We start from the raw sequence: 23,508 nt of genomic DNA, 5'->3' as shown, positions 1-23,508 counted from the left end.
TCGGTGGGCGCGGCATTGCGTCGCGCCCACGAGTTGAGAACTCCTGTGCGATCACTCTCCCGCCCCGGCGGTTCCGCGCAGGCAGCGAGTTACGCTCGGGGGCGCGCGGCGGGCATACCGCTCCCGGCGCTCTCCATGGCCCAACTGGCCAGGATCCGCAGCGACTCGGCGGACGGCGAGCCGGGCTCGGCGTGGTAGGTGATCAGCTGCTGGCTCTGGTCCGCGGGGAGGACGAGGGTCTCGTAGGACAGCGTCAGCGGGCCCACCACGGGGTGATGCAGTGCCTTCACCCCGAAGCCCTTGTCCTGCACGTTGTGGGTGGCCCACAGCGAGCGGAACTCCGGGCTCTTGACGGACAGTTCGCCGACCAGGGCCGCCAGCCCGGGGTCGTCGGGGCAGCGGCCCGCGTCGAGACGCAGGAAGGCCACGACGTCTTCGGCCTTGCGGTCCCACTCGGTGTACAGCTCGCGGGTGGCGGGCTCCAGGAAGATCTGCCAGGCCATGTTGCGCTGCCCCGCGGGCATCGTCTCGAAGTCGCCCAGGAGGGCGCAGGCCAGCCGGTTCCAGGCGATGATGTCCAGGCGGCGGCCGATCACGTAGGCCGGAGTGTTGTCCATGGTGTCGATGAGGTGCTGCACCGAGGGGCGCACGCGCTGCGGGCGGGCCGGCCGGCGCGTCTTCGTCACGCAGGGGTGCACCAGGCGCGTGAGGTGATCCCGCTCGGCGCGGGTCAGACGCAGGGCGTCGGCTATCGCCTCCAGCACGCTGGTGGAGACGTTCTGGCCGCGCCCCTGCTCCAGGCGCGTGTAGTAGGCGACGCTGACTCCGGCGAGCTGCGCCAGCTCCTCGCGCCGCAGCCCGGGCACCCGGCGCCGCCCGCCGTAGGGCGTGAGGCCCACTTCCTCGGGCTGCAGCCGTGCCCGACGGCTGCGGAGGAACTCGCTCAGTTCGGTGCGCTGATCCATACCCACCAGTATGCGGGCGGCCGTGCGAGCCAGGGTGATACTGCCAGTGGTAGGAACCGCAAGCGTAGTCTCAGCCGGGTTCTGGCTGGGATGCGCGGGCAGCCGCAGGATTGCGGACATGACGACACACACCTCCGTTCCCGCATACGCCGCCCCTTCGGCGAAGGCCCCCCTGGAGCGCATCACCGTCCAGCGCCGGGAGCCGGGTGAGCACGACGTCCTCATCGAGATCAAGTACTCGGGCATCTGCCACTCCGACATCCACACCGCACGCGGCGAGTGGGGCGACGACGGGCACTTCCCGGTCGTTCCCGGCCATGAGATAGCCGGTGTGGTGGCCGCGGTCGGCTCCGGCGTGACCCGCCACCGGGTCGGCGACCGCGTCGGCGTCGGCTGCTTCGTGGACTCCTGCCGCGAGTGCGACAACTGCAAGGCGGGGCTCCAGCAGTACTGCACCGGCAAGCTCGGCAAGGTCGACACCTACGGGCGCACCGGCCGTGACGGCGAGGTCACCCAGGGCGGCTACTCCACGCACATCGTCGTGGACGAGAACTACGTCCTGCGCATCCCCGGCTCCATCCCGCTGGACGCGGCGGCGCCGCTGCTGTGCGCGGGCGTCACCCTGTACTCCCCGCTCGCCCGCTGGCAGGCGGGCCCCGGCAAGAAGGTCGCGATCGTCGGCCTCGGCGGCCTGGGCCACATGGGCGTGAAGATCGCGCACGCCATGGGTGCGGAGGTGACCGTGCTCAGCCAGTCGCTGCGCAAGCAGGAGGACGGCCTGCGGCTGGGCGCGGACCACTACTACGCGACCTCCGACCCGGCCACCTTCGAGACGCTGGCGGACAGCTTCGACCTGATCGTCAACACCGTCTCCGCCGACCTCGACCTGGACGCCTACCTCGGCCTGCTGAAGACCGACGGCACGCTCGTGCAGGTCGGCATCCCGGAGCGGCCGCAGCCGGTGTCGTCCTTCGCCCTCGTCGCCCGTCGCAAGTCCCTGGCGGGCTCGATGATCGGCGGCATCCCGGAGACCCAGGAGATGCTCGACTTCTGCGGTGCGCACGGCATCGGCGCCGAGGTGGAGCTGATCCGGGCCGAGCAGATCAACGAGGCGTACGAGCGGGTGCTGGCGAGCGACGTCCGCTACCGCTTCGTCATCGACGCCGCGACGATCTGACGCGGCGATCCGCGGCCGCTCAGGCCGCCGGCCGCCGGCCGCCCCGCATCGCGCCGGGCCGCGACCCTGTACGCCGGTGGGCGTTGGCCATGGCGTCGCGCGGTGCCCCCGTCGCGGTGGAAGACTGAGACGCGTCGGGGACACCGTCGAAGGGGCACCCACCATGCTCAGCACAGATTTCGTGACCGGATCACCCAACTGGCTCGACCTCGGCAGCCCGGACACGGCCGGGTCCGCCGAGTTCTACGGCCGGGTCTTCGGCTGGGACGTGCAGCCCGCCGGGCCCGATACGGGCGGCTACGCCTTCTTCCAGCAGGACGGCAAGGACGTCGCGGCGCTCGGTCCGCTGACCGAGGAGGGTGCGAGCCCGGCGTGGACGGTGTACTTCCAGACCCCCGACGCGGACGCCACCGTCAAGGCGGCCGAGCAGGCGGGCGGCACGGTGCGGGTCCCGCCGGCCGACGTCATGGACGCCGGCCGGCTGGCCTGTCTCACCGACCCGGGCGGCGCGGAGTTCTCCCTCTGGCAGCCGGGTGCCGTCAAGGGGCTGGAGAGGGTGTGCGAGCCCGACACCCTGCTCTGGGTCGAGCTCCACTCCGCGGACCCGGCGGCGGCCGCGGCCTTCTACCACTCCCTGTTCGGATGGGGCACGGAGGAGAAGGAGTTCAGCACCGGCATGTACACACTGATCTCCACGGCCGGCAGCAGCGGGCCCGACGCCCCGTTCGGCGGTATCGCCCCCGCGCCGGACGAGGGCGAGGGCGACGGCGAGGGCAGGCGGTCCCGCTGGATCCCGTACTTCCTGGTGACGGACACCGACGTGACCGTCACCAAGGCGCAGGAGAGCGGCGGCTCGGTGATCGCACCGGCCGTGGACGTGCCGGACGTGGGCCGGATCGCGTGGCTGGCCGACCAGTTCGGCGCGGTCTTCGGCGTCATCAAGCCCCTGCCGCGCGAGGCCTGACCCTCGATCACGTGGGGACGGCCTCCGGCCGCATCGCGCCACCGGTCGCCGTCCGGCCGGCCGGACGGCGGCCGCACGAGGGAAAGCGGCCCCGGGCCGACGGCATCTCGGCGCCCGGGCGCCCCCCCCGGGCGCCGAGAGCCCGGGGGGCGCGGCCAACGGCCTCCATCGCACCGGAGGCCCCACCGCAGGCGCTCCGACCGCCGCCGGCCCCGGCTCCGGGCCAGGACCGGGCCGGCCCGGAACCGGGCCGAGGCAGAACCGAGGCAGGACCGGGGCCGAGGCAGGTCGCCCGGGACCGGGGCAGGACCGAGGCCGTGGCAGGTCGCCCGCGTCCGGGCCCGGGACCACGGCGGGACCGAGGCCGAGGCACGGGACCGGCCCCGGAGCCGGCCCGGAAGCGATCCCGGGGCCGCGGCAGGACCGCGGCCGAGGCAGGTCCGGCCCGGGAACCTGGCCCGGAAGCAGTCCCGGGGCCAGGACCGTGCCCGGAGGCGGGTCCGACGCCGGAAGCTGGACCGGCCCAGGAGCCTGCCCGGAAGCGGGACCGGGGCCATGGCAGGACCGAGGCCGAGGCAGGACCGGCCCGGGGCCTGCTCGGAAGCGGTCCCAGGACCACGGCAGGACCGCGGCCGCTCCGGGACCAGCCCAGGAGCCTGCCCGGAAGCGGGTCCGGTGCCGGGGACCGCGCCCGGAAGCAGGGCCGAGGCCGAGGCACAGGACCAGCCCAGGAGCCCTGCCCGGAAGTGGGACCGGTGCCCGGATCGTGCCCGGAAGCGGGGCCGGCGGCGGAAGCCGGGAGCGTGGCTCAGCTGCCGCTGCCGCTCTCGCCCTCGGGGGCGGCTTCTCCCTCCGCGGCGCCCTCGGCGGCGGCCGCCGCCTCCTCCTCGCCTTCTTCCTCCTCCTCTTCCTCCGGCTCGGTCTGCGCCGCGACGATCTGCAGGACGGCGTCCTCGCCGTCGACGGCGAGGCTGGTGCCGCGCGGCAGCGGAATGTCCTTGGCGTGGATGGTGTGGCCGGCCTCCAGGCCTTCGATGGAGATGGTGACGCCCTCCGGGATGTGCGTGGCCTCGGCCTCGACCGGGAGGGCGTTGAGGATGTACTCCAGCAGGTTGCCGCCGGGCGCGAGCTCGCCCTCGGTGTGGATCGGGATGTCCACGGTGACCTTCTCGCCCTTCTTGACGATCAGCAGGTCCACGTGGGTGAGGAAGCCGCGCAGGGCCTCCCGCTGGACGGCCTTGGGGATGACGAGTTCCTTCTTGCCGTCGATGTCCAGGCGGATCAGTACGTTCGGAGTCCTCAGGGCCAGCAGCAGGGCATGCCCGTCCAGCGCCACGTGCCGCGGCTCGGCGCCGTGCCCGTAGATGACCCCGGGGACCTTGTCGTCCCTGCGGATGCGACGGGCGGCACCCTTGCCGAACTCGGTGCGCGTCTCGGCGGTCAGCTTCACTTCAGCCATGCCTGCACTCCTCGCGGTTCAGTCGTCTGCAGACTCTGTTAACCGCCTGCCGTAGAGGTGCCGCCCCGGCTACTCCGTACGGGAGCGATATCGGGCTGTTTTCCATCTGATGGCAGATGCGCGCCCATGACTGCAGATGCGCACCGCCTTAACCGGAATCCGTCCGCCGGCGCGGAGGCGATCGGGCAGACTTTGCGGGCACCGTGCAGACCCCGTCACACCGTCGTGAAGTCGTGAACGCGAGGGGACACCCATGAGCGGTATGCGAAGATTCAACCGAAGAGCCCTGTTACGGACGGGCCTGGGGGTGAGCGGCGGCGCGCTGGCATCCCAGCTCCTCCCCCGCCTCCCCGGCCCCTCCGGCCCCTCCGGCCCTTCCGGCCCGGGCGCCGAGCCCGCCTGGGCGCCGGCCGCGGCCCGGCAGGGGCTCTTCCCCGAGTGGAGCCGCTTCGCCAGGCTGGCCGACGGCACGTTCGACGAGGACGCCGATCCGCTGCGCGATATGAAGCCGGTGATCACCGCGCTCAAGGCGCAGAACGTCAATGTGATCGAGCTCGACACGATCCTGTCGAACTGGCTGACGCCCGCGGAGTTCACCGAGCACATGGGCAAGGTCAAGAGCTTCACGGAGCTGGCGCACGCCGCCGGGATCCGCGTCGTCATGTACTACCCGTCGCTGGAGCTCATCAGCGCCGGCGGCGAGAAGGGCCCGTCGTTCTACAAGGACGGCGAGGGCAAGTCCTGGGTGCAGCGCTCCCTCGACGGCAAGCCCAACGTCTTCTACGGCAGCCTGGTCGTCTGGGTCGACCCGGGGGACGAGAGCTGCTGGCTCAGCCCCAACTCCCCCTGGCGTGAGTACTACCTCGGCCGTATCAAGGCCCTCACCGCCACGGGCGTGGACGCGATCTGGCCGGACGTGCCGATCTACTTCGACGGCGCGCTGAGCTGGTGCGACGGCTCCACCTGGGCGGCGGACGCCTTCAAGGCCGACACCGGACTCGCCCTCCCGGCCAGGGACGACTTCACGAGCCTGCCCTTCCGCCGCTACGTGGAGTGGCGCCACCGCAACCTCAACCAGTGGCAGCTCGACATCGCCGCCGCCGGCCGGTCGGTCAACCCCGGCCTGGTCACCTTCGTCGAGACGGTCAGCATGGACTACCAGTACGCCACGCTGGTCGGCCTCGACGGGGCGTACCTGCGCAAGGCGGAGGGCGTGAGCCACGTCTGGGAGGTGGACATCCTCGGCAACTACGACGGGATGCGCCACGCCACGGCGACCGACTGGACCTGTCTGATCTCGATGTACAAGTACGCGCGGGCCGCCAGCGGGGCGAAGCCGGCGTGGGCGTTCTCCTACGGCTGGAAGGCCGACGACGCGTCGCTGGTGATGGCCGAGCTGCTGGCGGCCGGCTGCAATCCGTACGAGGTCAAGAGCCCGTTCAAGGACGCGAGCACCGACAAGGCGATGCGCACCCGCATGTACGCCTTCGTCGCGGCCAACCAGGAGAAGCTCTACGACGCCGTGCCCGCGGCCGAGGTCGGCGTCTACCACTCCTCCGCCTCCCGGGACTTCGTCAGCCCCGCCGCCGGCACGGGGATGTACGCCAACACCAAGATGCCCTCCGGGGTCACGGACTGGTGGGCCGGGGGCAGCCCCGAGGAGAGCTGCACCGAGCAGGCGTGGCTGGGCGAGTTCCGCGGCACGGTCAAGGCGCTGGTGTACGCCCACATCCCCTTCGCCACCGTCACGAGCCCGCACCTGGAGGCCGCCGACCTGGCCCCGTACCGCGTGCTGATGCTGCCGAACCTGCAGGCCGTCTCGGACGGCGAGGCCGCGGTCCTGCGGGAGTACGTGGCGGGCGGCGGGACGGTCGTGATCACCGGTCCGGCGCCCACCGCGCTCGACGGCCTGGGCACGGCCCGCAGCGAGTACGCGCTGGCCGACGTGCTGGGGTTCCGCAAGGGCGATCCGCTGCCCGCGAGCAAGCAGAATCGATTCGGCTCGGGGACCTGCTGGTACGTCAAGAACCTGGCCGGACACAGCTACCTGGCCTCCACCGACCAGGCGAGCGCCGACCGGATCCTCGCGCCCGTCCTCGCGGCCGCGCCGCCCTCGGTGCGGCTCACCGGAGACCGCCGCATCCACATGGAGGTGAGCCGGCTCGGCGACGACACCGTCGTCCAGCTGGTCAACTTCACCTGCTTCGGTGACACCCCGGCCGCGTTCAAGACCACCCCGGCCGCCTGCTCCGTCGCCCTGGAGCTGCCCGCGGGCAAGCGGGTGCTGTCCGCCACGGTGAGTTCCCCGGACGGTGCCTCGCCGGCCCCGCAGCCGGTCGCCTGGCAGGTGGCGGGCACCGCCGCCACGGTGTCCCTGACCGTGGGCCAGTACTCCCTGCTGACGGTCACCACCGGCTGAGCCCCGGGCTACGGCCCGGCCCCGGGACTAGGGCCCGTCCGTTCCGGGGGCGGGGATACGCCACAGTGCGGTCGGCCGGTCCTCGTCCCCCGGGTGGGACTCGAAGGCGATCCACCGCCCGTCCGGCGACCAGCTCGGCGCGCCGTCGTAGGAGCCGTCGTTCCTGGTCACCCGGACGGGGCGGCCGCCGTCCACCGGGATCACGAAGATCTGCGGCACCTCCAGGCCGCCGGCGGTGGAGGAGAAGACCACCTGCCGGCCGCCGGGCGACCAGCTGGGGTCGGTGTGCTCGCCGGCACCACCGGTGAGCCGCCGCAGGCCGCCGCCGTCGGCGTTCATCACGTACAGCGCCCAGTCGTGGCTGCCGCGCTCGCGCCGCTGGAAGACCAGCCGGTCGCCCTTGGGCGACCAGTTGGGCTGGCGGTTGTCCGTGCCGGTTGCGGGGCCGTCCAGGAGCCGGGCCCGTCCGCTGCCGTCCCGCCGGACCTTCCACAGGGAGCCGAGCGCGCTGCCGCCGTCCGCCGGTTCCTCCGCCGTCCCGCCCTCCGCGCCCTCCCGGCTCTCCCGGCTCTCCTGGAACGCGATCCACGAGCCGTCCGGCGAGAAGCTGGGCTCCAGATAGCCGGAGTCGCCGCCGTGCTCGGTGACCCTGGCGGGCCGGCCGCCGCCCGGCGGCATCACCCACACCTCGTCCCGCCCGCCCTCGCGGTCCGAGGCGAAGGTCACTCCCGCCGAGGGGTGCCAGCTGGAGCCGGGCAGGTTCACGGCCGCCCGGTCGGCCTCGTCGAGCAGGGTGCTGGGGCGGCTCTGCGCGCCGCCGCGCAGGGAGAGTACGCGCAGCGCCGCGGCGCCGTCGTTGTATCCGCCTGCGAAGAGGGTGAAGAGCACGGAACCGCCGTCCGGCGAGAAGGCCGGGTTCTGCGCGCTCGTGCGCCCCTTGCCGCGGTAGAGCAACTCCGCGCCGTCGGCCCGCGCGCCCGCCCGGCCGTCCGACGGCCCCGGCGGCCGCGGCCCCTCGGAACTGCTGCAGGCCGTCAGGGCGAGGGCGGCAAGGAACGCTGCGGCGTACAGGCGACTGCGCACCCGGCCGACGTTAGTGGAGCCGCCGCGCGCCGGAGGCCGGAACGGCGGAAGCAGGAACAGCGGAAGCCGGGGAACCCACCCCGCGCATACGCATTCCGCAGTCACTTCACCGCCCGGCAGCGTGCCGGATTGCCCGCCGCGGCGGGCTGCGGCGACCATAAGGGCGGCTGACGCCGTCCGCTGGGAGCGCTGATGAAGGACCCGTCCACGGCGAACCGCCACGTGCTGTGGTTCTTCCGCGGGTTCGGCACCCCGCACCGGCGGCTGCTCGCCCTCGGGGTCGGCATGCGGCTGTGCGAGATGGCGGCCGACCTGGTGACGCCGTGGCCGGTCGCCGCCGTCGTGGACCGGGTGCTGGGCACGGACGGCTCGCACAACCCCCTCGGCTCGCTGCTCGACGTCTTCGGGCGGGACGGGACGGCCATGCTCACCACGGCGGCCGCACTCGTGGTGCTGGTGGCCCTGGTGTCCGCGGTGTTCGACTACGCGGGCGACCGGACGATGAACGGTGTGGGCGAGCGGATGAGCGTGGCGATCCGCTGCGAGACGTTCGCCCACCTGCAGCGCCTGCCACTCGGCTACCACGACCGGCAGACCGTGGGCGAGTCCACGAGCCGGGTGATCACCGACTGCGGGAACATCAAGGACAGCCTCGTCGCGTTCTGTTCGGTGCTCTTCCCCGGTGTCCTCTCGGTCACGGGCTACGCGGCCGCGCTGCTCCTGCTCGACTGGCGGTTCGGCCTGATCGGGGTGGCGGCGATCCCCCTGGTCCTGCTCCTCGGCGTCCGCAACCGGCGGCGCGGACAGCTGGCCGCCCGGCGGCGCAGAGAGGCGGAGGGCGAGCTGACCGGGCTGGTCGTCGAGGCGCTGCAGGGCATCCGGACCGTACACACCTTCGGCCGCCACGAGGCGCACGACCGGGAGTTCGCGGCGCGGAGCCGGGGGCTGCTCAGTGCGGGGCTGGAGGCCGCCGACGTCCAGGCCCGCCGGGCGCCGCTGCTGGAGTCGGCGACGGCGGTCGGCACGGCGGCGCTGCTGTGGGTGGGCGGTACGGGGGTGCTGCACGGGTGGTGGAGCACCGGCCATCTCGTGGTCGCGCTCAGCTATCTGACGGGCATGGTGGCTCCGCTGCGGGCGCTGTCCAAGCTGTCCGGAACGTTCGCGCAGGGCCGGGCGTCGGCCGGGCGCATCGCCGAGATCCTCCGGGAACCGTGCCCGTTGCGGCGGCCGGTGCAGGCCGCCGCCCCGGGTCTGCCCGCCCGTGCGAGCGGCCGCATCGACTTCGAGGGGGTGTCGATGCGTTACGGGGACCGGCCCGCGCTGCACCGCCTCGACCTGAGCATCGGCGCGGGCGAGCGGATCGCGCTGACCGGTCCCAACGGCGCGGGCAAGTCGACCGCGCTCGCGCTGGTCGCAGGCCTGTACCGGCCCACGTGCGGCACGGTGCGCATCGACGGGACGGCGACGGGCGACCTGCCGGAGGAGTGGCTGCGCCGCCAGGTCACGGCCGTGCTCCAGGAGACGTTCCTGTTCGCGGGGACCATCGCCGACAACATCCGCTACTCGCGGCCGGACGCGAAACCGCACGAGGTGCGGGCGGCCGCCCGGGCGGCGCTGGTCACGGCGTTCACCGACGACTTCCCCGACGGGCTCGACACGCGGCTCGGCGACTGCGGCGGCGGGCTGTCCGGCGGGCAGCGCCAGCGCGTGGGGATCGCCCGCGCCCTGCTGGCCGATGCGCCGATCGTGCTGCTGGACGAGCCGACGTCGGGGCTCGACGCGGAGGCGGAGCGGCTGGTGGTGGCCGCGCTGGGGCAGCTGGTCGCGCACCGGACGGTGGTCATGGTCACGCACCGGCCCGCGCTGCTGGAGACGGCGACGGGGGTGGTGGCACTGGCCGCGGCCGAGGTACAGGTCCACGAGCGGGCGCAGCGCGCCTGACGGAGGCGTTCACCCTCGGAGGTCGCATCTCCGTTCGGGCCGCATGAGAGAGAAGGAAGGGGTACACGTGTACGGAAGATGCAGTCCGGTACCACCGCTCTCCCCTCTCTCCCGGAGGCTCCATGGCTTTCCCCGGCAAGCCCTTCGTCCGCTCCTGGCAGCACTGGCGCCGCGGGCGCGACCTCTCCGTCCCCTTCCACTCCACCGCCGTCGAGGACACCAACCGGCGCTTCCTGCTCTACGGGGTGCTCCCCCTGTGGGTGGTGCCCGCGGTCGCCGACTGGTGGATGCACAAGCGGACGCGCATCGAACACACCAGCGGCGTGAAGGAGTCCGCCGTCCATGCGCTGATGATGACCGAGGCCGGCGTCCCCGTCGCGATGGGGCTCCTGGCGAGGATCAACCCGCTCGTCCTCTCCGTGATGGGAGGAGCCGCCCTCGCGCACGGCGCCACGGCCCTCTACGACGTGAGCCTCGCGACGAAGAAGCGTGAAGTGCACCCCGTGGAGCAGCACATCCACAGCTTCCTGGAGGTGCTGCCGCTGTCGGCGATGGCGTTCACCGCGTGCCTGCACGCCGACGAGGTCCGTGCGGCGCTGCGCGGCGGCCGCGGCCGCCGCGACTGGGCCCTGCTCCCCAAGGACCGGCCGCTGCCCGCGAAGTACCTCGCGGGTCTCGGCGTGGCGATCGGGGCCGGGGTGATCCTTCCGTACGCCGAGGAGATGTCCCGCTGCCTGCGCGCCCGGCGCCCGGTGGCCGCGTCATGAGCCACGCGCCCGCATCCGTGCGTCCCGCGCCGCCCCGGCCGCTGCCGCCGCTGCGCATGCTCCGCATCGGGGGGCCGGGGCCGGAGGACGTCGTGGTCGACGGCGCCGGGCGGGTGCTGACCGGCACCGGCGACGGCCGGATCCGGCGGATCACCCTTCCCGGCCCGCGCGGCGGCGCCCGGGTGGAGGAGGTGGCGGACACCGGCGGCAGGCCGCTCGGCCTGGAGGTGCTCCCCGACGGCCGGTTGCTCGTCTGCGACGCGGAACGGGGGCTGCTGCGCGTCGCCCCTGAGGCCGGAGGCGAGGTAGAGGTCGAGGTCCTGGCGGACTCGGTGGCCGGTGAACCGCTGCGCTTCTGCAGCAACGCGACCGCCGCCGCGGACGGCACCGTCTACTTCACGGCCTCCAGCCGCCGGTACGGGCTGCGCGACTGGCGGGCGGACATCGTGGAGCACTCCGGCACCGGCCGGCTGCTGAGGCTCCGGCCGGGCGGTGCCCCCGAAGTGCTCCTCGACGACCTGCAGTTCGCGAACGGGGTCGCCCTGGCGGCCGACGAATCCTCCGTCGTGGTGGCCGAGACCGGCGCGTACCGCCTCACCAGGCTGTGGCTCACCGGCCCCCGGGCCGGGCTGCGCGACACCCTGATCGAGGACCTGCCGGGCTTTCCCGACAACCTTTCCCGCAGCGCCGACGGCACCTTCTGGACCGCTCTGGCCGCGCCACGGGAGGCGCTTCTGGACCGGCTCCACCGCGCGCCCGCGGCGTTACGGCGCGGGGCGGCGGCCGCGGCGGTCCGTCTGCGTCCGCCGCCGCGCCGGTTCGCACGCGTCATGGGCATCGGCCCGGACGGCCGGGTCACCCACGACCTGGGGCGGCGCGGCGCCGGCTACCGGATGGTCACCAGCGTGTACGAGCACGGGGGCACCCTTGTGCTCGGCAGCCTCGTGGAGCCGGGCATCGCCTGGTGCGACCTGCCGCCCGGCCCCCGCTGACCGCGCGTCAGCGACGGCGCGCCAGGTCGCCGGGGTCGGTGTTGGCACCGCAGAGGACGACGGCGACGGTCTCGTCCTCCGCGGGCACGTACGGGCCGCCGGGGGCCGTCAGGGCGGCAAGCGCGGTGGCCCCGGCGGGCTCGACCGCGAGGCGGTGCCCGTCCCACAGGGACTGCCGCGCGCCGGTGATGGCCTCGTCGGGCACGAGGACGGAGGTGACGTCCTCGTGGCGGGCCGCGGCCAGGGCCGTCTCCGAGACGCGGCGGGCCCCGAGGGCGTCCGCCGCGACGGAGTCGACGGTGACGTCGACGACGCGCCCGGCCTCCAGGGCGGCGTGCAGGGCCCGGCTGCCCTCGGGCTCGACCGCGACGGTGCGGATCCCGTGGTGCCGTGCGGCCGTGGCGACGCCGGCGAAGAGGCCTCCCCCGCCCACCGCGACGACGACCGTGTCCAGGCCGGGGACACGCGCGCGTATCTCCTCCAGGAGGGTGCCGGCGCCCGCGGCGATGAGCGGGTGGTCGTAGGCGTGGCTGGCGAGGGCGCCGGTGGTGCGCGCGAACTCCTCGCAGGCCGCGAGCGCTTCGGCGTATTCGGAGCCGACGAGACGGACGTCGGCTCCGTAGCCGCGCAGCCGGTCGGTCTTCACCTGCGGGGCGTTCTCGGGCAGGAAGACGGTGGCGGGCACCCCCTGCCGCTGCGCGGCCCAGGCGCAGGCCAGCCCGGCGTTACCGCCGGAGGCGATGGTGACCCCGGCCCGGGGCAGGGTGCCGGCCTCGCGGTGGGCGGCGAGGAAGTTCCAGGCGCCGCGCGCCTTGAAGGAGCCGGTGTGCTGCAGGAACTCCAGCGCGAACCACACCCGGCCGGGGGTGCCGGGGCCGGCCGGCGCGACGGCGACGGGGCGGGTGCGGCCGGCGATGCGGGCGGCGGCCTGTTCGACGTCGCCGTGGGTGAGGTCGTGCACGGGGTCTCTCCTCGGGGCGCGGGCGGGAAACCGGGCGGGAAGCAGCGCAGGGCCGCCGCAGCACGGCGAAGCATAAATGTTACAGCGTACGATACGCTGTAACACATGCCACGGCAATCTCCCTCCCTCGCCCGGGCGACCCCGGAGCTCATCGCCCGCACCGCCCTCGCGATCATCGACGAGGAGGGCCCCTCGGCCCTCAGCTTCCGGTCGCTGGCCGAGCGGCTGGGCGTCTCCCACGCGACGATCCACCGCCGCTGCACCGACCTGGGCGGGCTGATCGACCTGTGCACCGACCACCTCGCCGCCGAGCTGCCCGAGATCCCGCCGGGCACCGCCTGGGCCGAGGCCGCGGAGCGGCGGTTCCGGGGGCTGTACGAGCTGCTCACCGCGCACCCCGGCCTGGTGGCCCTGCGCGGCTCGCGCCCCTGGCTCGGCCCCCAGCTGCTGGCCCGCCTGGTCGAGCCGGCGCTCGCCGACAGCATCGCCGCGGGGATGACCGCGGAGCAGGCGTTCCACGCGTACCGGCGGATGTACCTGCTGACCCTCGGCAGCGCCACGTTCGTCGACCACCGCGACCCCGGACGGACGCTCACGAGCACCCGTACCGCGCTGGCCGCGCTGGATCCCGGGGAGTTCCCGGTCCTGACCGGGAACACGGACGTCATCCTGCCCGCCATGACGGACCATGAGGTCTACTACGGCGCCCTGCGACAGCTGATCCGGGCGGCGCACCCCTGAGGCGGCCGGGTCGGTTGGGGAAATGGATGCACGTTACCGCAAGGGTTGGGGAAGCAAATCCTGCTGCTCTACGATGGAGCCCATGACGAAGCCGCGCCCCTGTTCGATCGCCGACGCGCTCGGTGTGGTCGGCGAGAAGTACTCCCTGCTGGTGCTGCGTGAGGTCTTCTTCGGAGTCCGGCGCTTCGATGCGATCGCCCGCAACACCGGGGCCCCGCGCGACATCCTGGCCTCCCGGCTGCGCCGCCTGGTAGAGGCGGGAGTGCTGGAGAAGGTTCCCTACAGCGAACGGCCCGCGCGCTTCGAGTACTGCCCCACGGAAGCCGGGCACGATCTGCGGCCGGTCCTCATCATGCTGATGAGCTGGGGCGACCGTCACCTGGCGGATGTGCCGCCGACCGTCTTCGAGCACTCCTGCGGCGCCGACCTCGACCCGGCCGTCGTCTGCCGGTGCTGCGGCGAGGAGGTCGACAGCTCGGCCATCACCGCGCGCTTCCAGGTGCCGGGCTGGGGTGTCGAGGGCGCGGCCTGACCGGCGGCTCCGCCCCGGGCCGCCCTGCTCCCGCAGAGCGGCCCCGTCACCAGTCGGCGACCCGGTAGTCCTTGAGGTGCACGCCCGAGACCGGGTCCCCCGCCTCGCCGCGCACGATCGGGTCGTAGACCCGGGCCGCGCCGTCCACGATGTCCAGCGGGGTGCGGAAGCCGTGCGCGGCCATCCACTCCTTCTTCGGCGCCGGGTTCTCGTCCGTGATCCAGCCGGTGTCGACGCTGCACATGTGGACGCCGCGGGCGGCGAGTTCCCGGCTGCTGGTGCGGGTGAGCATGTTCAGTGCGGCCTTGGCCATGTTGGTGTGCGGGTGGCCGGCCGACTTGTTGCGCACGGCGAAACGGCCCTCGACCGCCGTCACGTTGACCACGTAGCGCCGCGGGTGGGGCGAGGCCAGCAGGAGCGGCAGCAGCCGGTCGCACAGGAGCGTGGGTGCGAGGGCGTTGACCAGCTGGGTCTCCAGCAGCTCGGCCGGGTCCAGCTCGCCGATGCGCGCCGACCAGGAGTTGGCGGCGGAGCGGTCCGGCACCAGCCCGGCCTCGTCCACCTCCGCGGCGGCCGGCAGGACGAGACCGATCGCCGCCGAGGCGCCCGCACCGTCCCCGGCCCCCTCCAGCGCGTACGGCGTCCGGAAGCCGGGCGCCCGCCACAGGGCCGTCCCCGCGGCGGCGCCGGCGGGCAGCGGCCGCGACTCCCCCGCCGCCAGCGGCGCGTACGCCTCGGGCGGGCGGCGGATCGTCTGCGCGGCGTTGTTGACCAGGATGTCCAGGGGCCGGCCCGCGTCCCTCAGCCGCTCGCACAGGCCGAGCACCTGGCGAGGGTCGCGCAGGTCGATGCCGATCACGGTGAGCCGGTCCAGCCACGCCTCGCTGCCCTCGGCCGCGTGGAAGCGGCGGACGGTGTCGCGCGGGAAGCGGCTGGTGACCAGCAGCTCCGCGCCGTCGCGCAGCATCATCAGCGCGAGCTGGAAGCCGATCTTGACCCGGCCGCCGGTGAGCAGGACCCGGCGGCCCGTCAGGTCGGTGCGCAGGCCCCGCCGCTCGGCGTTGTCGGCGGCGCAGCCGGGGCAGAGCAGGTGGTAGAAGGCGTCGGCCTGCCGGTAGGGGGTCTTGCAGACGTAGCAGCGGCGCGCGCGGCTGTAGGTGCCTGGCGAACCGGGGGTCTCCAGCGGTGCGTCCTCGCGGCGGGCGAGGGCGCCCGTCGCCGTGGCGGCGACCACTTGGGCGTCCGCAGCGGCCTGTTCCCGGCGGCGGGCCTTGCGGCGGCGGTGCCGTCCGTCGCGCACGAAGGACGAGGCGACCTGCTCGGCGCGCAGCCGCATCGGGTCGTCCAGGGGCAGTCGCCTCAGCAGGCCGACGGTGCGGTCGAAGGCTGCGAGCTCGTCTTCGGTGAGGTCACCGATGCCGGTGGTGCCGGTGTTGCCGCCCACGTCCGCGTCGTCCCCGCCCCCGTCGCGGAGCCCCGGGGCCCGCCTCGTTCACATCCTGAACCTGCCCGTACGGCCGGATTCGAACCGGCGTCCTCCGGCCTGCCAGGCCGGCGCGTCCGCCTCTGCGCTACGCACGAGCATTGGCCAGCACCCTACCCATCGTTCCGGCGGCGGCCAAACGGATATCGGAGCAGGTCACACGGCAGGCCGGCCATGCCGACCGCCATCTCGTGCGCCCGGGGTCCCGGCCGGCCGGGACCGGCGGCGCACGGCCGGGGAAGTCGGGGTCGCTCCGTGGGCGCCACCCGGGCCGATCGGCTCTAGACTTCAAGGAATCTCCTGTTCATGCCCATTGCGCCGGGGGCCGCCGTGAGCGAATTCGCCGAGGCCATGCAGAAGCGCGTACGGCGGGCCCGGAAGGCCCTCGCGGAGGCCGAGTCGGCCGGGGACGCTTACGAGACCGCCGTGGCGGCGGACGAGCTGGAGGACGCCCTGCGCCTGGCCCGCGCCCACGGCGTCGACACCGGCTAGAGGTCGTTCCCCGCGTAGGAGAGGTTGAAGCTTTTGTTGGCCAGGGGGAAGTCGGGGACGATCGTGTCCGCCAGCGCCACGGGCAGGGCGGGCCAGTTGAAGAAGGACGGGTCGACGGTCTTGACGCGGGTGAGCGCGTCGCCGGCCCCGAGTTCGACCCGTGTGGTGATGGTGCCGCGCCAGCCCTCCACGATGCCGACGCCGGCGCGACGGGTGCTGCGGGCGAACAGCGGCGGCCAGGCGAGCGAGGTCCCGGTCGTCCGGCCCGCCGTGAGGCCGGCTGCGAGCCGCTCGGCCATGGCGAGGGAGGTCTCGATCTCCTCGGCCCGCACGAGGAAGCGGGCCAGGACGTCGCCGGTGGTGTGGACGGGGATGGTGAAGGCCCCGGCGTGGTCGTGGAAGGGATGGCTCGCCCGGGCGTCGGCGGACAGGCCGCTGGCCCGGGCGACATAGCCGAGGCAGCCGAGGTCGCGGGCCGCGGTGACGTCCAGGCGGGCGGTGCCGGTGAAGCGGTCGCGCACGGTGCTGTGCCCGAGGGCGAGCGTGACGATGTCGCGGATCTCCCGGCCCAGTTCCGCGAGCCGGGCCGGGCCGGGCACGGCGTGCAGGTCGGAGCCGCCGGGCACGACGCCGCCACGCAGCAGCCGGTGGCCCGTGACCTCGCGGTTGAGGCGCAGCAGGCGCTCGCGGACGTGCTGGGCGCGGGCGCTCAGGACCCCGTGGCCGGCGTCGTTGCAGAGGGCTCCGAGGTCGGCGACGTGGTTGTGGAGGCGTTCGAGTTCGAGGAGGAGCGCGCGGGCGCGGCGCGCGTCCACGGGGACGTGCGCACCGGTGGCCTCCTCCACGGCGAGGCAGTAGGCGAGGGCGTGGCCGACAGCGGTGTCGCCGCTGATGCGCTCGGCGAGCGGCAGGCCCTGCTCGGGGGTGCGGCCCTCGAAGAGCTTCTCGATGCCCTTGTGGACGAACCACAGACGTGCCTTGAGCTTGATGATCGTCTCGCCGACGACGGAGAAGCGGAAGTGGCCGGGCTCGATGATGCCGGCGTGGACCGGGCCGACGGGGATCTCGTAGACGCCTTCCCCCTCGACCTCCAGGAAGGGGTAGGGGCCTTCGGGTTCGGCGAAGGGCGGGGGCGGCCCGGCGTCCGGGTGCATCGGGTACCAGCCGCGCGGCCAGTGGAAGTGGCGTACGAGGCGGTGCGGGAGCGGGTGGTCCAGCGGCACGATGCCGTGCAGGTCGCGCATCTCGCGCTCGAAGCGGCCGGCGGGGAAGGAGAGGTGGGCGAGGGTGGGGAGTTCGGGGGCCTTGGGGTCGAGGCGGACGTGGAGCTCGGTGCGGGTGTCGGGCGGGCCGGCCACGAAGAGGTAGACGACGCGGACGGCCCGGCCGCCCGGTTCGTCGGCGCTGTCGTGGTGGGCCGCGACGAGGGCGAGGCGGTGGCCGCCGCCGAGCAGGTCGGCGGCTCTGCCGGGCAGGTCGGCGGGGCCGATGTCGGTGACGGTGCGGTGTGCGGTGCCCGGTTGCATGCTCAGTGGCCTCCGATGATCTCGCCGGCCTCGGTCAGCAGGGCGGTGAGGGGGCCGGTGGTGACGCCGAGGGCCGCGCAGGCCGCCAGCCCGGCGACCAGGGGGACCGCGGCGTCGGCGCCCAGCGGTACGGGTTCCTCCTCGTCGTCCTCGCCCGGCGGCGGGCCCAGGAGCATGCGGGAGGTGCGCGCGGCCAGGGCGGCGAAGGCGACGAGCATCAGGACCAGGGCGGCGGCCAGGGCCCAGCGGGGGCCGGAGAGGAAGCCGGCCCGGACGATGCCCAGTTCGGAGGCGAACAGGCCGAACGGCGGGAACCCGAGCAGGGCGACCACGGCCGCGGCGAAGACGGTGCCGAGGCAGGGTGAGTGGGCGAGCAGCCCGCGGATCCTGCCGATCCGGGTGGTTCCGCACAGCCGTGCGATGTGGCCGGAGGCGCAGAACGCGACGGTCTTGGCGAGGCCGTGGCCGGTCATGTGCAGCAGGACGGCGGAGAGGGCGAGCGGGCTGCCCACGGCGGTGCCGAGGGCGATCAGGCTCATGTGCTCCATGCTGGAGTAGGCCAGCATGCGCTTGCAGTCGCGCTGGGCCAGCAGGAGGGCCGCCGCGAGCGCGAGGGTGGCCAGGGCGACGCCGGCGAGCAGCGTACGGGCGAAGCCGGTGCCGAGGGCCTCGTCCGCGATGACCTTGTAGCGCAGGAGGCCCGTGAAGGCCACCGCGAGCAGGACCCCGGACATCAGGGCGGAGACCGGCGCGGGGGCCTGGCTGTGGGCGTCGGGCAGCCAGGCGTGCAGGGGCGCGAGGCCGGCCTTGGCCCCGAAGCCGAGGACGACCAGGCCGGTCGCCAGACGGGTGACCGAGGGGTCGAGCCGGTCCGCGCGGGCGGCGAGGGTCTGCCAGTCCAGGGCGTACGCCTCGGGGATGCCGGCCTGACGGGCCGCGTAGTAGACGAGCACGGTGCCGAGGAAGGCCAGGGCGATGCCCGCCGAGCAGATCACCACGTATTTCCAGGCGGCTTCGACCGAGGCGCGGGTGCGCCGGTGGCCGACCAGGAAGGCGGTGACGATGGTGGTGGCCTCGATGGCGACCCACAGGACGCCGAGGTTGGCGGCGAGCACCGCGGCGCTCATCGCGGCGAGGAAGGCGTGGATGAGCAGGTGGTAGCGGCGGGTCGAGGGAAGGTCGGTGCGTTCGTGGGCGAGGTGGGCGGGGTTGGCGGCACACGCGAGGCAGGCGACCGCGCCGACGGTGAGCAGCATCCACACGGTCAGCGCGTCGGCACGCAGCAGCCGCCCGTAGGCGGTCACGGGCCCGTCGTCGGGGACCGTACAGGCGAGCACCGCCCCGCACGTGAGGATCGCCAGCGGCGAGACGAGCCCCAGCCGCCCGGTGAGCTGCCGCGGCACGGCGCCGGCACGCCCGGCGCGGGGTGCGCCGCAGGACCGCTCGGGCCCGGAGAGCCGCGCGGCGGGCGCCGTACCGCGGCGGTCGTCGGAGGCGGAGGTTCCGGCGCCGCGGCGGGCGGACCCGCCGGGACCGCTGCCGGGCCCGGGCTGCACGGAGGATCCCGTACCGGGCCAGGTGGACGCGGCAGACCCCGGCCCGGGGTGGGCGAACCCGTCCGGGCGGGCACCGGGCCGCGCAGACACGGCCGGTTCGGCGCCGGGCCGAGCCGACGTGGAAGACCCCGCACCGCGGCGGGCGGACCTGTCCGGACGGCTGCCGGGGACCGGACGCACGGCCGAACCCGTACCGGGCCGGGCGGACGCGCCGGACCCGTCCGGACCGCTGCCGGGCCCGGACCGCACGGCGGATCCCGTACCCGGCCACGCGGGCGCCGCAGATCCCGCACCGAAGCGGGCGGATCCGTCCGGGCCGTTGCCGGGGGCTGGAGGCACGGCCGGTGCCGTACCCCGCCACGCGGATGCTGCAGACCCGTCCGGGCCGGTGCCGGAGACCGGAGGGCGGGTGGGCGGCTCCGGGTACGCGGGGCCGTCCGGGGCGCTCGTGCCGGGGTGCGCGGGCCCGTCCGGCCGGCCGCCCGGCCGGAGGACGAGGGTGGCCACGGGCGCCGCGGCGCCGCGCTGACGCGGCGTCCGGTGCGCGAGGGCGGCGACCCCGGCGCGCGCCTTCGCGCCGCGCAGGCCGGAGGCGGCGTACGCGGCGGAGGTGGCGAGCGGTACCGCGATGGGGGCGGTCAGCAGCAGTGCGGTGGTGGCGTGCGTCATCAGTCGCGTAGCTCCCGCAGGTCGTCGATGCCGGTGCCGCCGAAGGCGACCCGCATCCGGGTGGTGAGGATCTGCAGGACGAGAACGGCGAGGAGCAGGTCGAAGGACACGCCGAGTTCGACGATCAGGGGGACTCCGGAGGCGGCGAGGAAGGCGGTGATGGTGATGCCGTTGTCCAGCAGCAGGAAGCCGACCACCTGGGCCGGCGCACGGCGGCGCGTGACCAGGGTGAAGAAGCCGATCAGGACGACGGCGAGCCCGACGGGCAGGGCGCGCGTCGCAGGAGTGGGGTGCAGTTCGACCAGCGGCCGGGACACGGCGTAGGCGAGGAGGGTGAGGAGGGCCGCGCTCAGCAGGGACGCGGCGATGTTGACCAGGGGCCGCGTCTCGCGTGTCTCGCTGACGTCCTCCTGGTAGTGGGGGTAGGGGCGCCGGGGCGTGCCGGCGGTCAGGGCGCGGAGCATCAGGCGGGGCAGGGCGCCGGCCCGCAGCAGCCCGATGCCGGCGGCGACGGCGAGCAGGCCGGGGCGGTCCTCGTGCAGGCCGAGCAGGGCGGCGACGGCGGCCAGGGCCACGCCCTGGAAGGCGAAGACGCGGACGATCGAGGTCAGTTGCCGCAGCCACAGGACGACGACGGCCGCGAGCAGGAACGCGCCGCACGCCAGGTCGAGCAGCTGGGTGTAGACGCTGTCGGTCATGTGTCCCTCACTCACTCTCCCGTGAGGAAGTACGAGGCGGTCACCGCGAGGAGCGCCAGCAGGAAGGATCCGGCCAGCAGCTCGGGCACGCGGAAGAGCCGCAGCTTGGCCCAGAACACCTCGGCCGCGGCGAGGGCCGCGCCCAGCAGGGCGACCTTCAGCGCGAGCAGGACGAGGGCGAGGACGAGGGCCGCCGGGGAGGCGGTCGTGGCGATGCCCCAGGGGGCGGACAGCGAGGCGAGCAGGCCCAGCAGGACGGTCAGCCGCATCTGGGAGCCGAGTTCGACCAGGGCGAGGTCGGGTCCGGCGTACTCCAGCACCATCGCCTCGTGGACCATCGTCAGTTCCAGGTGGGTGGCGGGGTTGTCCACCGGGAGCCGGCCGGTCTCGGCGAGGACGGCGACGGCCAGGGCGGCGGTGGCGAGCAGGCCCGCCGGGGAGGCCAGGCGGACCGGGTCGTGGATGCCGCCGGCGATGATGGCCGACAGGTTCGTCGACCCCGTCGGTATCGACAGGGCGAACACCGCGAGGAGGATCGTCGGTTCGACGAGCGCGGCCACGGTCATCCCGCGGGAGGCGCCCATCCCGCCGAAGGCGGTGCCGGTGTCCAGCCCGGCGAGGGCCAGGGTGACGGTGCCGAGCCCGAGCAGCGCCACGACGAGGATGAGGTCGGCGCTGCCGCTGACGGGGGTTACGGTCGAAACCATCGGGACGAGCGCGGCGACGACGGCCGTGGTGGCCACCAGCAGCAGCGGTGCCGTGCGGAAGGCCGGGCCGGTGCCCGCAGGGGTGATGGCCTCCTTGCGCAGCAGCTTGCGCAGGTCGCGCCAGGGCTGGGTGACGCCGGGCCCGGCCCGCCCCTCCATCAGCGCCCGTACCTGCCGCATCAGCCCGGCGAGCAGGGGTGCCCCGGCGACGACCATGGCGACCTGGGCGGTCACCGCGGCCGTTCCGGTGGCGGTCATGGTGCCGTTCACGGCGTCTCCCCGTACGAGGTGGCGCTCACCAGCCGACCGCCAGGGCCAGCAGGAGAGCGACGAGACCGAAGAACCCGTAGCCGAGGTAGCGGTGCACGCTGCCGGGGGCCAGCCGGCGCGCGGCCCGGCCCACGGCCAGGGCGGCGGCCAGGACCGGGCGGTAGAGGCGGTGTTCGATCCGGTCGCGGACGCTGCGCCGGAAGCGCACGCGTTCCACGAGGTAGGCGGATTCGCGCACCGGGGTGACGTTCACGTCCTGCTGGGGGTCGAGGACGTCGTCGAAGACCCGTTGCAGGGGCTCGGCGAAGGAGGTCGCGGTGTACGACATCCGGGGGGTGGGGGCGCCGCCCCCGCAGTCCCACAGCCGCGCGTTCGTACGGCGCCCGCGACGGGCCGTCAGACGGATGAGGGCGGCCGCGGCGACGACGCCCGCGAGCAGGGCCGCCGTCACCCACAGGGGGGACAGGGAGGCGGCGGCACGGTCCAGCCGCAGCTCCAGACCACCGCCCGCGAGGGGGCGGCCGTCGTGGAGCCCCGCCGCGGCGACGGCCCGTGACAGGCTGCTGCCCAGCGTGCCGGGGACGAGGGCGAGGGCCGTGCAGCCGATGGCGAGCAGGCCCATGCCCACGTGCATCAGGGGCGGGCTCTCCTTCGCCGACGCGGCCCCTGCGCTGCGCGGCCGGGCGAAGAAGCCGACGCCCAGGGCCTTGACGAACACGGCGGCCGCCAGCCCCGCCGACAGGGCGATGACCGCCACGGCGAGCGGCAGCACGATGGCCGTGGACACCCCGGGCACCGCCATACCGTGGATCAGGGACTGCAGCAGCAGCCACTCGCTGAGGAATCCGTTGCCCGGCGGCAGCGCCACCGCGGCCAGCGAGGACACCGCGAAGAAGCTCGCGGTGGCGGGCATCCTGGCGCGCAGGCCGCCCAACCGGTCGAGGTCGCGCAGCCCCGTGGCCCGCACGACGGAGCCGGCCGCGCAGAACAACAGGGCCTTGAAGACAGCGTGGTTGGTGACGTGCAGCAGGGCCGCGGCCATGGCGAGGGCGGCGGGGACCGGATAGCCGGAGGAGGCGAACAGGCCCGCCGCGCCCACGCCGATGAGCACCAGGCCCAGGTTCTCCGACGTCGAATAGGCGAGCAGGCGCTTGAGGTCGGAGGCCATGGCCGCGTGCAGGATGCCGTAGACGGCCGACAGGGCGCCCGTCGCGAGGACCAGCAGCCACCCCCAGCCCGGGCCGCCGCCCAGCAGCTCGAAGTCCACGCGGATGAGGCCGTACGCGCCCAGGTTCACCATCGCCGTGCTCATCAGCGCCGAGACGTTGCTCGGTGCCTCGGGGTGGGCCCGCGGCAGCCACGGGTGCAGGGGCACCATGCCCGCCTTCGACGCGAACGCGGCGGCGACCAGGACGAAGACCGCGCCGCGCGCGCCCGGCGACATGCCGGCCGCCCCCGCGCGCAGCTGCGCGAACGTCTCGCCGCCCGCTCCCGCGGCGAACAGTGCGAGCCCCGCCAGCAGCAGGACGAGACCGACGTGCGTCATCACCGCGTACCACACGCCGGCCTCGCGGACGGTCGAGCGGTCGCGCTGCTCGGCCAGGACCAGGACCAGCGACGTGACCGCCATCCCCTCCCACAGCAGCAGGAAGGACGAGACCGAGGCGGCGGCCGGGACCAGGACCAGGGTCAGCGCGAAGACCGGCAGGGACGACTGCACGCCGCGCGACGCCGTGCCGCGCGGGCCGCGTCCGGAGGCGTAGCCGATCCCGTAGACGGAGACCGCGAGGACCACGGCGCCCGCGACGGCCATGAACAGGCCCGAGAGTGCGTCGACGGCCAGGTGCAGCCCGGCCAGTGGCAGGAGGCCGGGCAGGTACGCCGACCAGGCGACGCCGCCCAGCGCCGCGATCCCGCCCGCCAGTCCGGCGCCGCCCAGCCCCGCCGTGCACAGCCCCACGGCCACCACCCGGGCGCGGGTGGGCAGCAGCATCCCGGCCAGGACTCCGGCGCCGGCGAGACCCGTGGCCACGACGGTCGCGGACTCGGCTGGGCTCATGCGGCGTACCCCGCGGGGGCGGCGGCGCGGACGCGGGTGCCTATCGG

19 protein-coding genes and 1 tRNA gene are annotated in these 23,508 nt (G+C 74.4%); 9 read left to right on the top strand and 11 right to left on the bottom strand.

From position 1 onward, the window contains the following. Positions 1-89: 89 nt before the first annotated feature. Entirely contained in the window at positions 90-965 is an 876-nt protein-coding gene (locus tag FGW37_RS30580; RefSeq protein WP_179084026.1) for a helix-turn-helix transcriptional regulator, read from the bottom strand. Between the two features lie 118 nt (positions 966-1,083). Here FGW37_RS30580 and FGW37_RS30575 point away from each other — a divergent pair, with 118 nt between their 5' ends. Beyond that, entirely contained in the window at positions 1,084-2,142 is a 1,059-nt protein-coding gene (locus tag FGW37_RS30575) for an NAD(P)-dependent alcohol dehydrogenase (protein WP_179084025.1), read from the top strand. 163 nt (positions 2,143-2,305) lie between these two features. Further along, entirely contained in the window at positions 2,306-3,106 is an 801-nt protein-coding gene (locus FGW37_RS30570) for a VOC family protein (protein WP_179084024.1), read from the top strand. A gap of 808 nt (positions 3,107-3,914) precedes the next feature. Here the strand turns inward: FGW37_RS30570 and FGW37_RS30565 are convergent. Then, positions 3,915-4,565: a 50S ribosomal protein L25/general stress protein Ctc gene (locus FGW37_RS30565; protein ID WP_179084023.1), complete on the bottom strand. Its 651-nt coding sequence runs from the start codon at positions 4,563-4,565 to the stop codon at positions 3,915-3,917. A 253-nt stretch (positions 4,566-4,818) separates the two neighbouring features. On the opposite strand from FGW37_RS30565, the gene FGW37_RS30560 reads away from it, so the two are divergent. Next, on the top strand, positions 4,819-6,984 hold the full coding sequence (locus tag FGW37_RS30560; RefSeq protein WP_179084022.1) for a type 1 glutamine amidotransferase family protein: 2,166 nt from the start codon (positions 4,819-4,821) through the stop codon (positions 6,982-6,984). Positions 6,985-7,011: 27 nt separating this feature from the next. Here the strand turns inward: FGW37_RS30560 and FGW37_RS30555 are convergent, their stop codons facing one another. Next, entirely contained in the window at positions 7,012-8,067 is a 1,056-nt protein-coding gene (locus FGW37_RS30555) for a TolB family protein (protein WP_179084021.1), read from the bottom strand. 192 nt (positions 8,068-8,259) lie between these two features. Here FGW37_RS30555 and FGW37_RS30550 point away from each other — a divergent pair, with 192 nt between their 5' ends. The 3 genes from FGW37_RS30550 (at position 8,260) to FGW37_RS30540 (ending at position 11,767) form a co-directional block, all read left to right on the top strand. Further along, positions 8,260-10,008, top strand: coding sequence for an ABC transporter ATP-binding protein (locus FGW37_RS30550; protein ID WP_179084020.1), 1,749 nt, complete (start codon positions 8,260-8,262; stop codon positions 10,006-10,008). Positions 10,009-10,130: 122 nt separating this feature from the next. Then, a complete protein-coding gene (locus FGW37_RS30545; protein WP_179084019.1) occupies positions 10,131-10,775 on the top strand; it encodes a diguanylate cyclase in 645 nt (214 codons plus the stop codon). After that, complete coding sequence (locus tag FGW37_RS30540; RefSeq protein ID WP_179084018.1) at positions 10,772-11,767, top strand: SMP-30/gluconolactonase/LRE family protein; 996 nt, start codon at positions 10,772-10,774, stop codon at positions 11,765-11,767. The genes FGW37_RS30545 and FGW37_RS30540 overlap by 4 nt, the downstream gene beginning before the upstream one ends. Positions 11,768-11,774: 7 nt before the next feature. Here the strand turns inward: FGW37_RS30540 and FGW37_RS30535 are convergent, their stop codons facing one another. After that, positions 11,775-12,728, bottom strand: a complete 954-nt coding sequence (locus tag FGW37_RS30535) for a threonine/serine dehydratase (RefSeq protein WP_179084017.1) — start codon at positions 12,726-12,728, stop codon at positions 11,775-11,777. Positions 12,729-12,833: 105 nt separating this feature from the next. Between FGW37_RS30535 and FGW37_RS30530 the strand changes: the two genes are divergently transcribed. Together FGW37_RS30530 and FGW37_RS30525 are read left to right on the top strand one after the other, a co-directional pair. After that, a complete protein-coding gene (locus FGW37_RS30530; RefSeq protein ID WP_179084016.1) occupies positions 12,834-13,469 on the top strand; it encodes a TetR/AcrR family transcriptional regulator in 636 nt (211 codons plus the stop codon). Positions 13,470-13,551: 82 nt separating this feature from the next. Further along, positions 13,552-14,001, top strand: a complete 450-nt coding sequence (locus FGW37_RS30525; protein ID WP_079110447.1) for a winged helix-turn-helix transcriptional regulator — start codon at positions 13,552-13,554, stop codon at positions 13,999-14,001. A 46-nt stretch (positions 14,002-14,047) separates the two neighbouring features. Here the strand turns inward: FGW37_RS30525 and FGW37_RS30520 are convergent, their stop codons facing one another. Both FGW37_RS30520 and FGW37_RS30515 read right to left on the bottom strand, forming a co-directional pair. Further along, positions 14,048-15,445, bottom strand: a complete 1,398-nt coding sequence (locus tag FGW37_RS30520; protein ID WP_246430650.1) for an SDR family NAD(P)-dependent oxidoreductase — start codon at positions 15,443-15,445, stop codon at positions 14,048-14,050. Between the two features lie 64 nt (positions 15,446-15,509). After that, positions 15,510-15,582, bottom strand: a tRNA-Ala gene (locus tag FGW37_RS30515). A 208-nt stretch (positions 15,583-15,790) separates the two neighbouring features. Here FGW37_RS30515 and FGW37_RS30510 point away from each other — a divergent pair. Further along, complete coding sequence (locus FGW37_RS30510; RefSeq protein ID WP_179084015.1) at positions 15,791-15,976, top strand: hypothetical protein; 186 nt, start codon at positions 15,791-15,793, stop codon at positions 15,974-15,976. Here FGW37_RS30510 and FGW37_RS30505 read toward each other — a convergent pair. Genes FGW37_RS30505 through FGW37_RS30485 form a run of 5 tightly spaced genes read right to left on the bottom strand, consistent with a single transcriptional unit; the run spans position 15,973 to position 23,461 of the window. Further along, positions 15,973-17,502, bottom strand: coding sequence for a hydrogenase large subunit (locus tag FGW37_RS30505; RefSeq protein ID WP_179084014.1), 1,530 nt, complete (start codon positions 17,500-17,502; stop codon positions 15,973-15,975). The genes FGW37_RS30510 and FGW37_RS30505 overlap by 4 nt on opposite strands. 2 nt (positions 17,503-17,504) lie before the next feature. Then, the gene (locus FGW37_RS33020; RefSeq protein ID WP_218650618.1) at positions 17,505-19,727 is read right to left on the bottom strand and encodes a proton-conducting transporter transmembrane domain-containing protein; all 2,223 of its coding nucleotides are present in this window, start codon (positions 19,725-19,727) and stop codon (positions 17,505-17,507) included. Next, positions 19,727-20,425 carry a hypothetical protein gene (locus FGW37_RS30495; protein WP_179084013.1) on the bottom strand — a complete coding sequence of 233 codons (699 nt, stop codon included), beginning with the start codon at positions 20,423-20,425 and terminating at the stop codon, positions 19,727-19,729. Before FGW37_RS30495 ends, FGW37_RS33020 begins: the two co-directional genes overlap by 1 nt. An 11-nt stretch (positions 20,426-20,436) precedes the next feature. Further along, a complete protein-coding gene (locus FGW37_RS30490; RefSeq protein WP_246430649.1) occupies positions 20,437-21,402 on the bottom strand; it encodes a respiratory chain complex I subunit 1 family protein in 966 nt (321 codons plus the stop codon). 25 nt (positions 21,403-21,427) lie between these two features. After that, complete coding sequence (locus FGW37_RS30485) at positions 21,428-23,461, bottom strand: proton-conducting transporter transmembrane domain-containing protein (RefSeq protein WP_179084012.1); 2,034 nt, start codon at positions 23,459-23,461, stop codon at positions 21,428-21,430. Between the last annotated feature and the right edge of the window lie 47 nt (positions 23,462-23,508).

Source organism: Streptomyces rectiverticillatus, assembly GCF_013394065.1.
Taxonomy (GTDB): domain Bacteria; phylum Actinomycetota; class Actinomycetes; order Streptomycetales; family Streptomycetaceae; genus Streptomyces; species Streptomyces rectiverticillatus.
The sequence above is the reverse complement of the archived record's forward strand: the minus strand, read 5'-3'. Positions and strand labels throughout refer to the sequence as shown.

What these genes read in the sequence shown, in the direction of transcription:
- FGW37_RS30540 (WP_179084018.1), top strand. Translation starts at nt 10,772, where the DNA reads ATGAGCCACGCGCCCGCATCCGTGCGTCCCGCGCCGCCCCGGCCGCTG.
- FGW37_RS30505 (WP_179084014.1), bottom strand. Translation starts at nt 17,502, where the DNA reads ATGCAACCGGGCACCGCACACCGCACCGTCACCGACATCGGCCCCGCC.
- FGW37_RS30580 (WP_179084026.1), bottom strand. Translation starts at nt 965, where the DNA reads ATGGATCAGCGCACCGAACTGAGCGAGTTCCTCCGCAGCCGTCGGGCA.
- FGW37_RS30575 (WP_179084025.1), top strand. Translation starts at nt 1,084, where the DNA reads ATGACGACACACACCTCCGTTCCCGCATACGCCGCCCCTTCGGCGAAG.
- FGW37_RS30550 (WP_179084020.1), top strand. Translation starts at nt 8,260, where the DNA reads ATGAAGGACCCGTCCACGGCGAACCGCCACGTGCTGTGGTTCTTCCGC.
- FGW37_RS30525 (WP_079110447.1), top strand. Translation starts at nt 13,552, where the DNA reads ATGACGAAGCCGCGCCCCTGTTCGATCGCCGACGCGCTCGGTGTGGTC.
- FGW37_RS30565 (WP_179084023.1), bottom strand. Translation starts at nt 4,565, where the DNA reads ATGGCTGAAGTGAAGCTGACCGCCGAGACGCGCACCGAGTTCGGCAAG.
- FGW37_RS30510 (WP_179084015.1), top strand. Translation starts at nt 15,791, where the DNA reads ATGCCCATTGCGCCGGGGGCCGCCGTGAGCGAATTCGCCGAGGCCATG.
- FGW37_RS30495 (WP_179084013.1), bottom strand. Translation starts at nt 20,425, where the DNA reads ATGACCGACAGCGTCTACACCCAGCTGCTCGACCTGGCGTGCGGCGCG.
- FGW37_RS30485 (WP_179084012.1), bottom strand. Translation starts at nt 23,461, where the DNA reads ATGAGCCCAGCCGAGTCCGCGACCGTCGTGGCCACGGGTCTCGCCGGC.
- FGW37_RS30570 (WP_179084024.1), top strand. Translation starts at nt 2,306, where the DNA reads ATGCTCAGCACAGATTTCGTGACCGGATCACCCAACTGGCTCGACCTC.
- FGW37_RS30560 (WP_179084022.1), top strand. Translation starts at nt 4,819, where the DNA reads ATGAGCGGTATGCGAAGATTCAACCGAAGAGCCCTGTTACGGACGGGC.
- FGW37_RS30530 (WP_179084016.1), top strand. Translation starts at nt 12,834, where the DNA reads ATGCCACGGCAATCTCCCTCCCTCGCCCGGGCGACCCCGGAGCTCATC.
- FGW37_RS30545 (WP_179084019.1), top strand. Translation starts at nt 10,131, where the DNA reads ATGGCTTTCCCCGGCAAGCCCTTCGTCCGCTCCTGGCAGCACTGGCGC.
- FGW37_RS33020 (WP_218650618.1), bottom strand. Translation starts at nt 19,727, where the DNA reads ATGACGCACGCCACCACCGCACTGCTGCTGACCGCCCCCATCGCGGTA.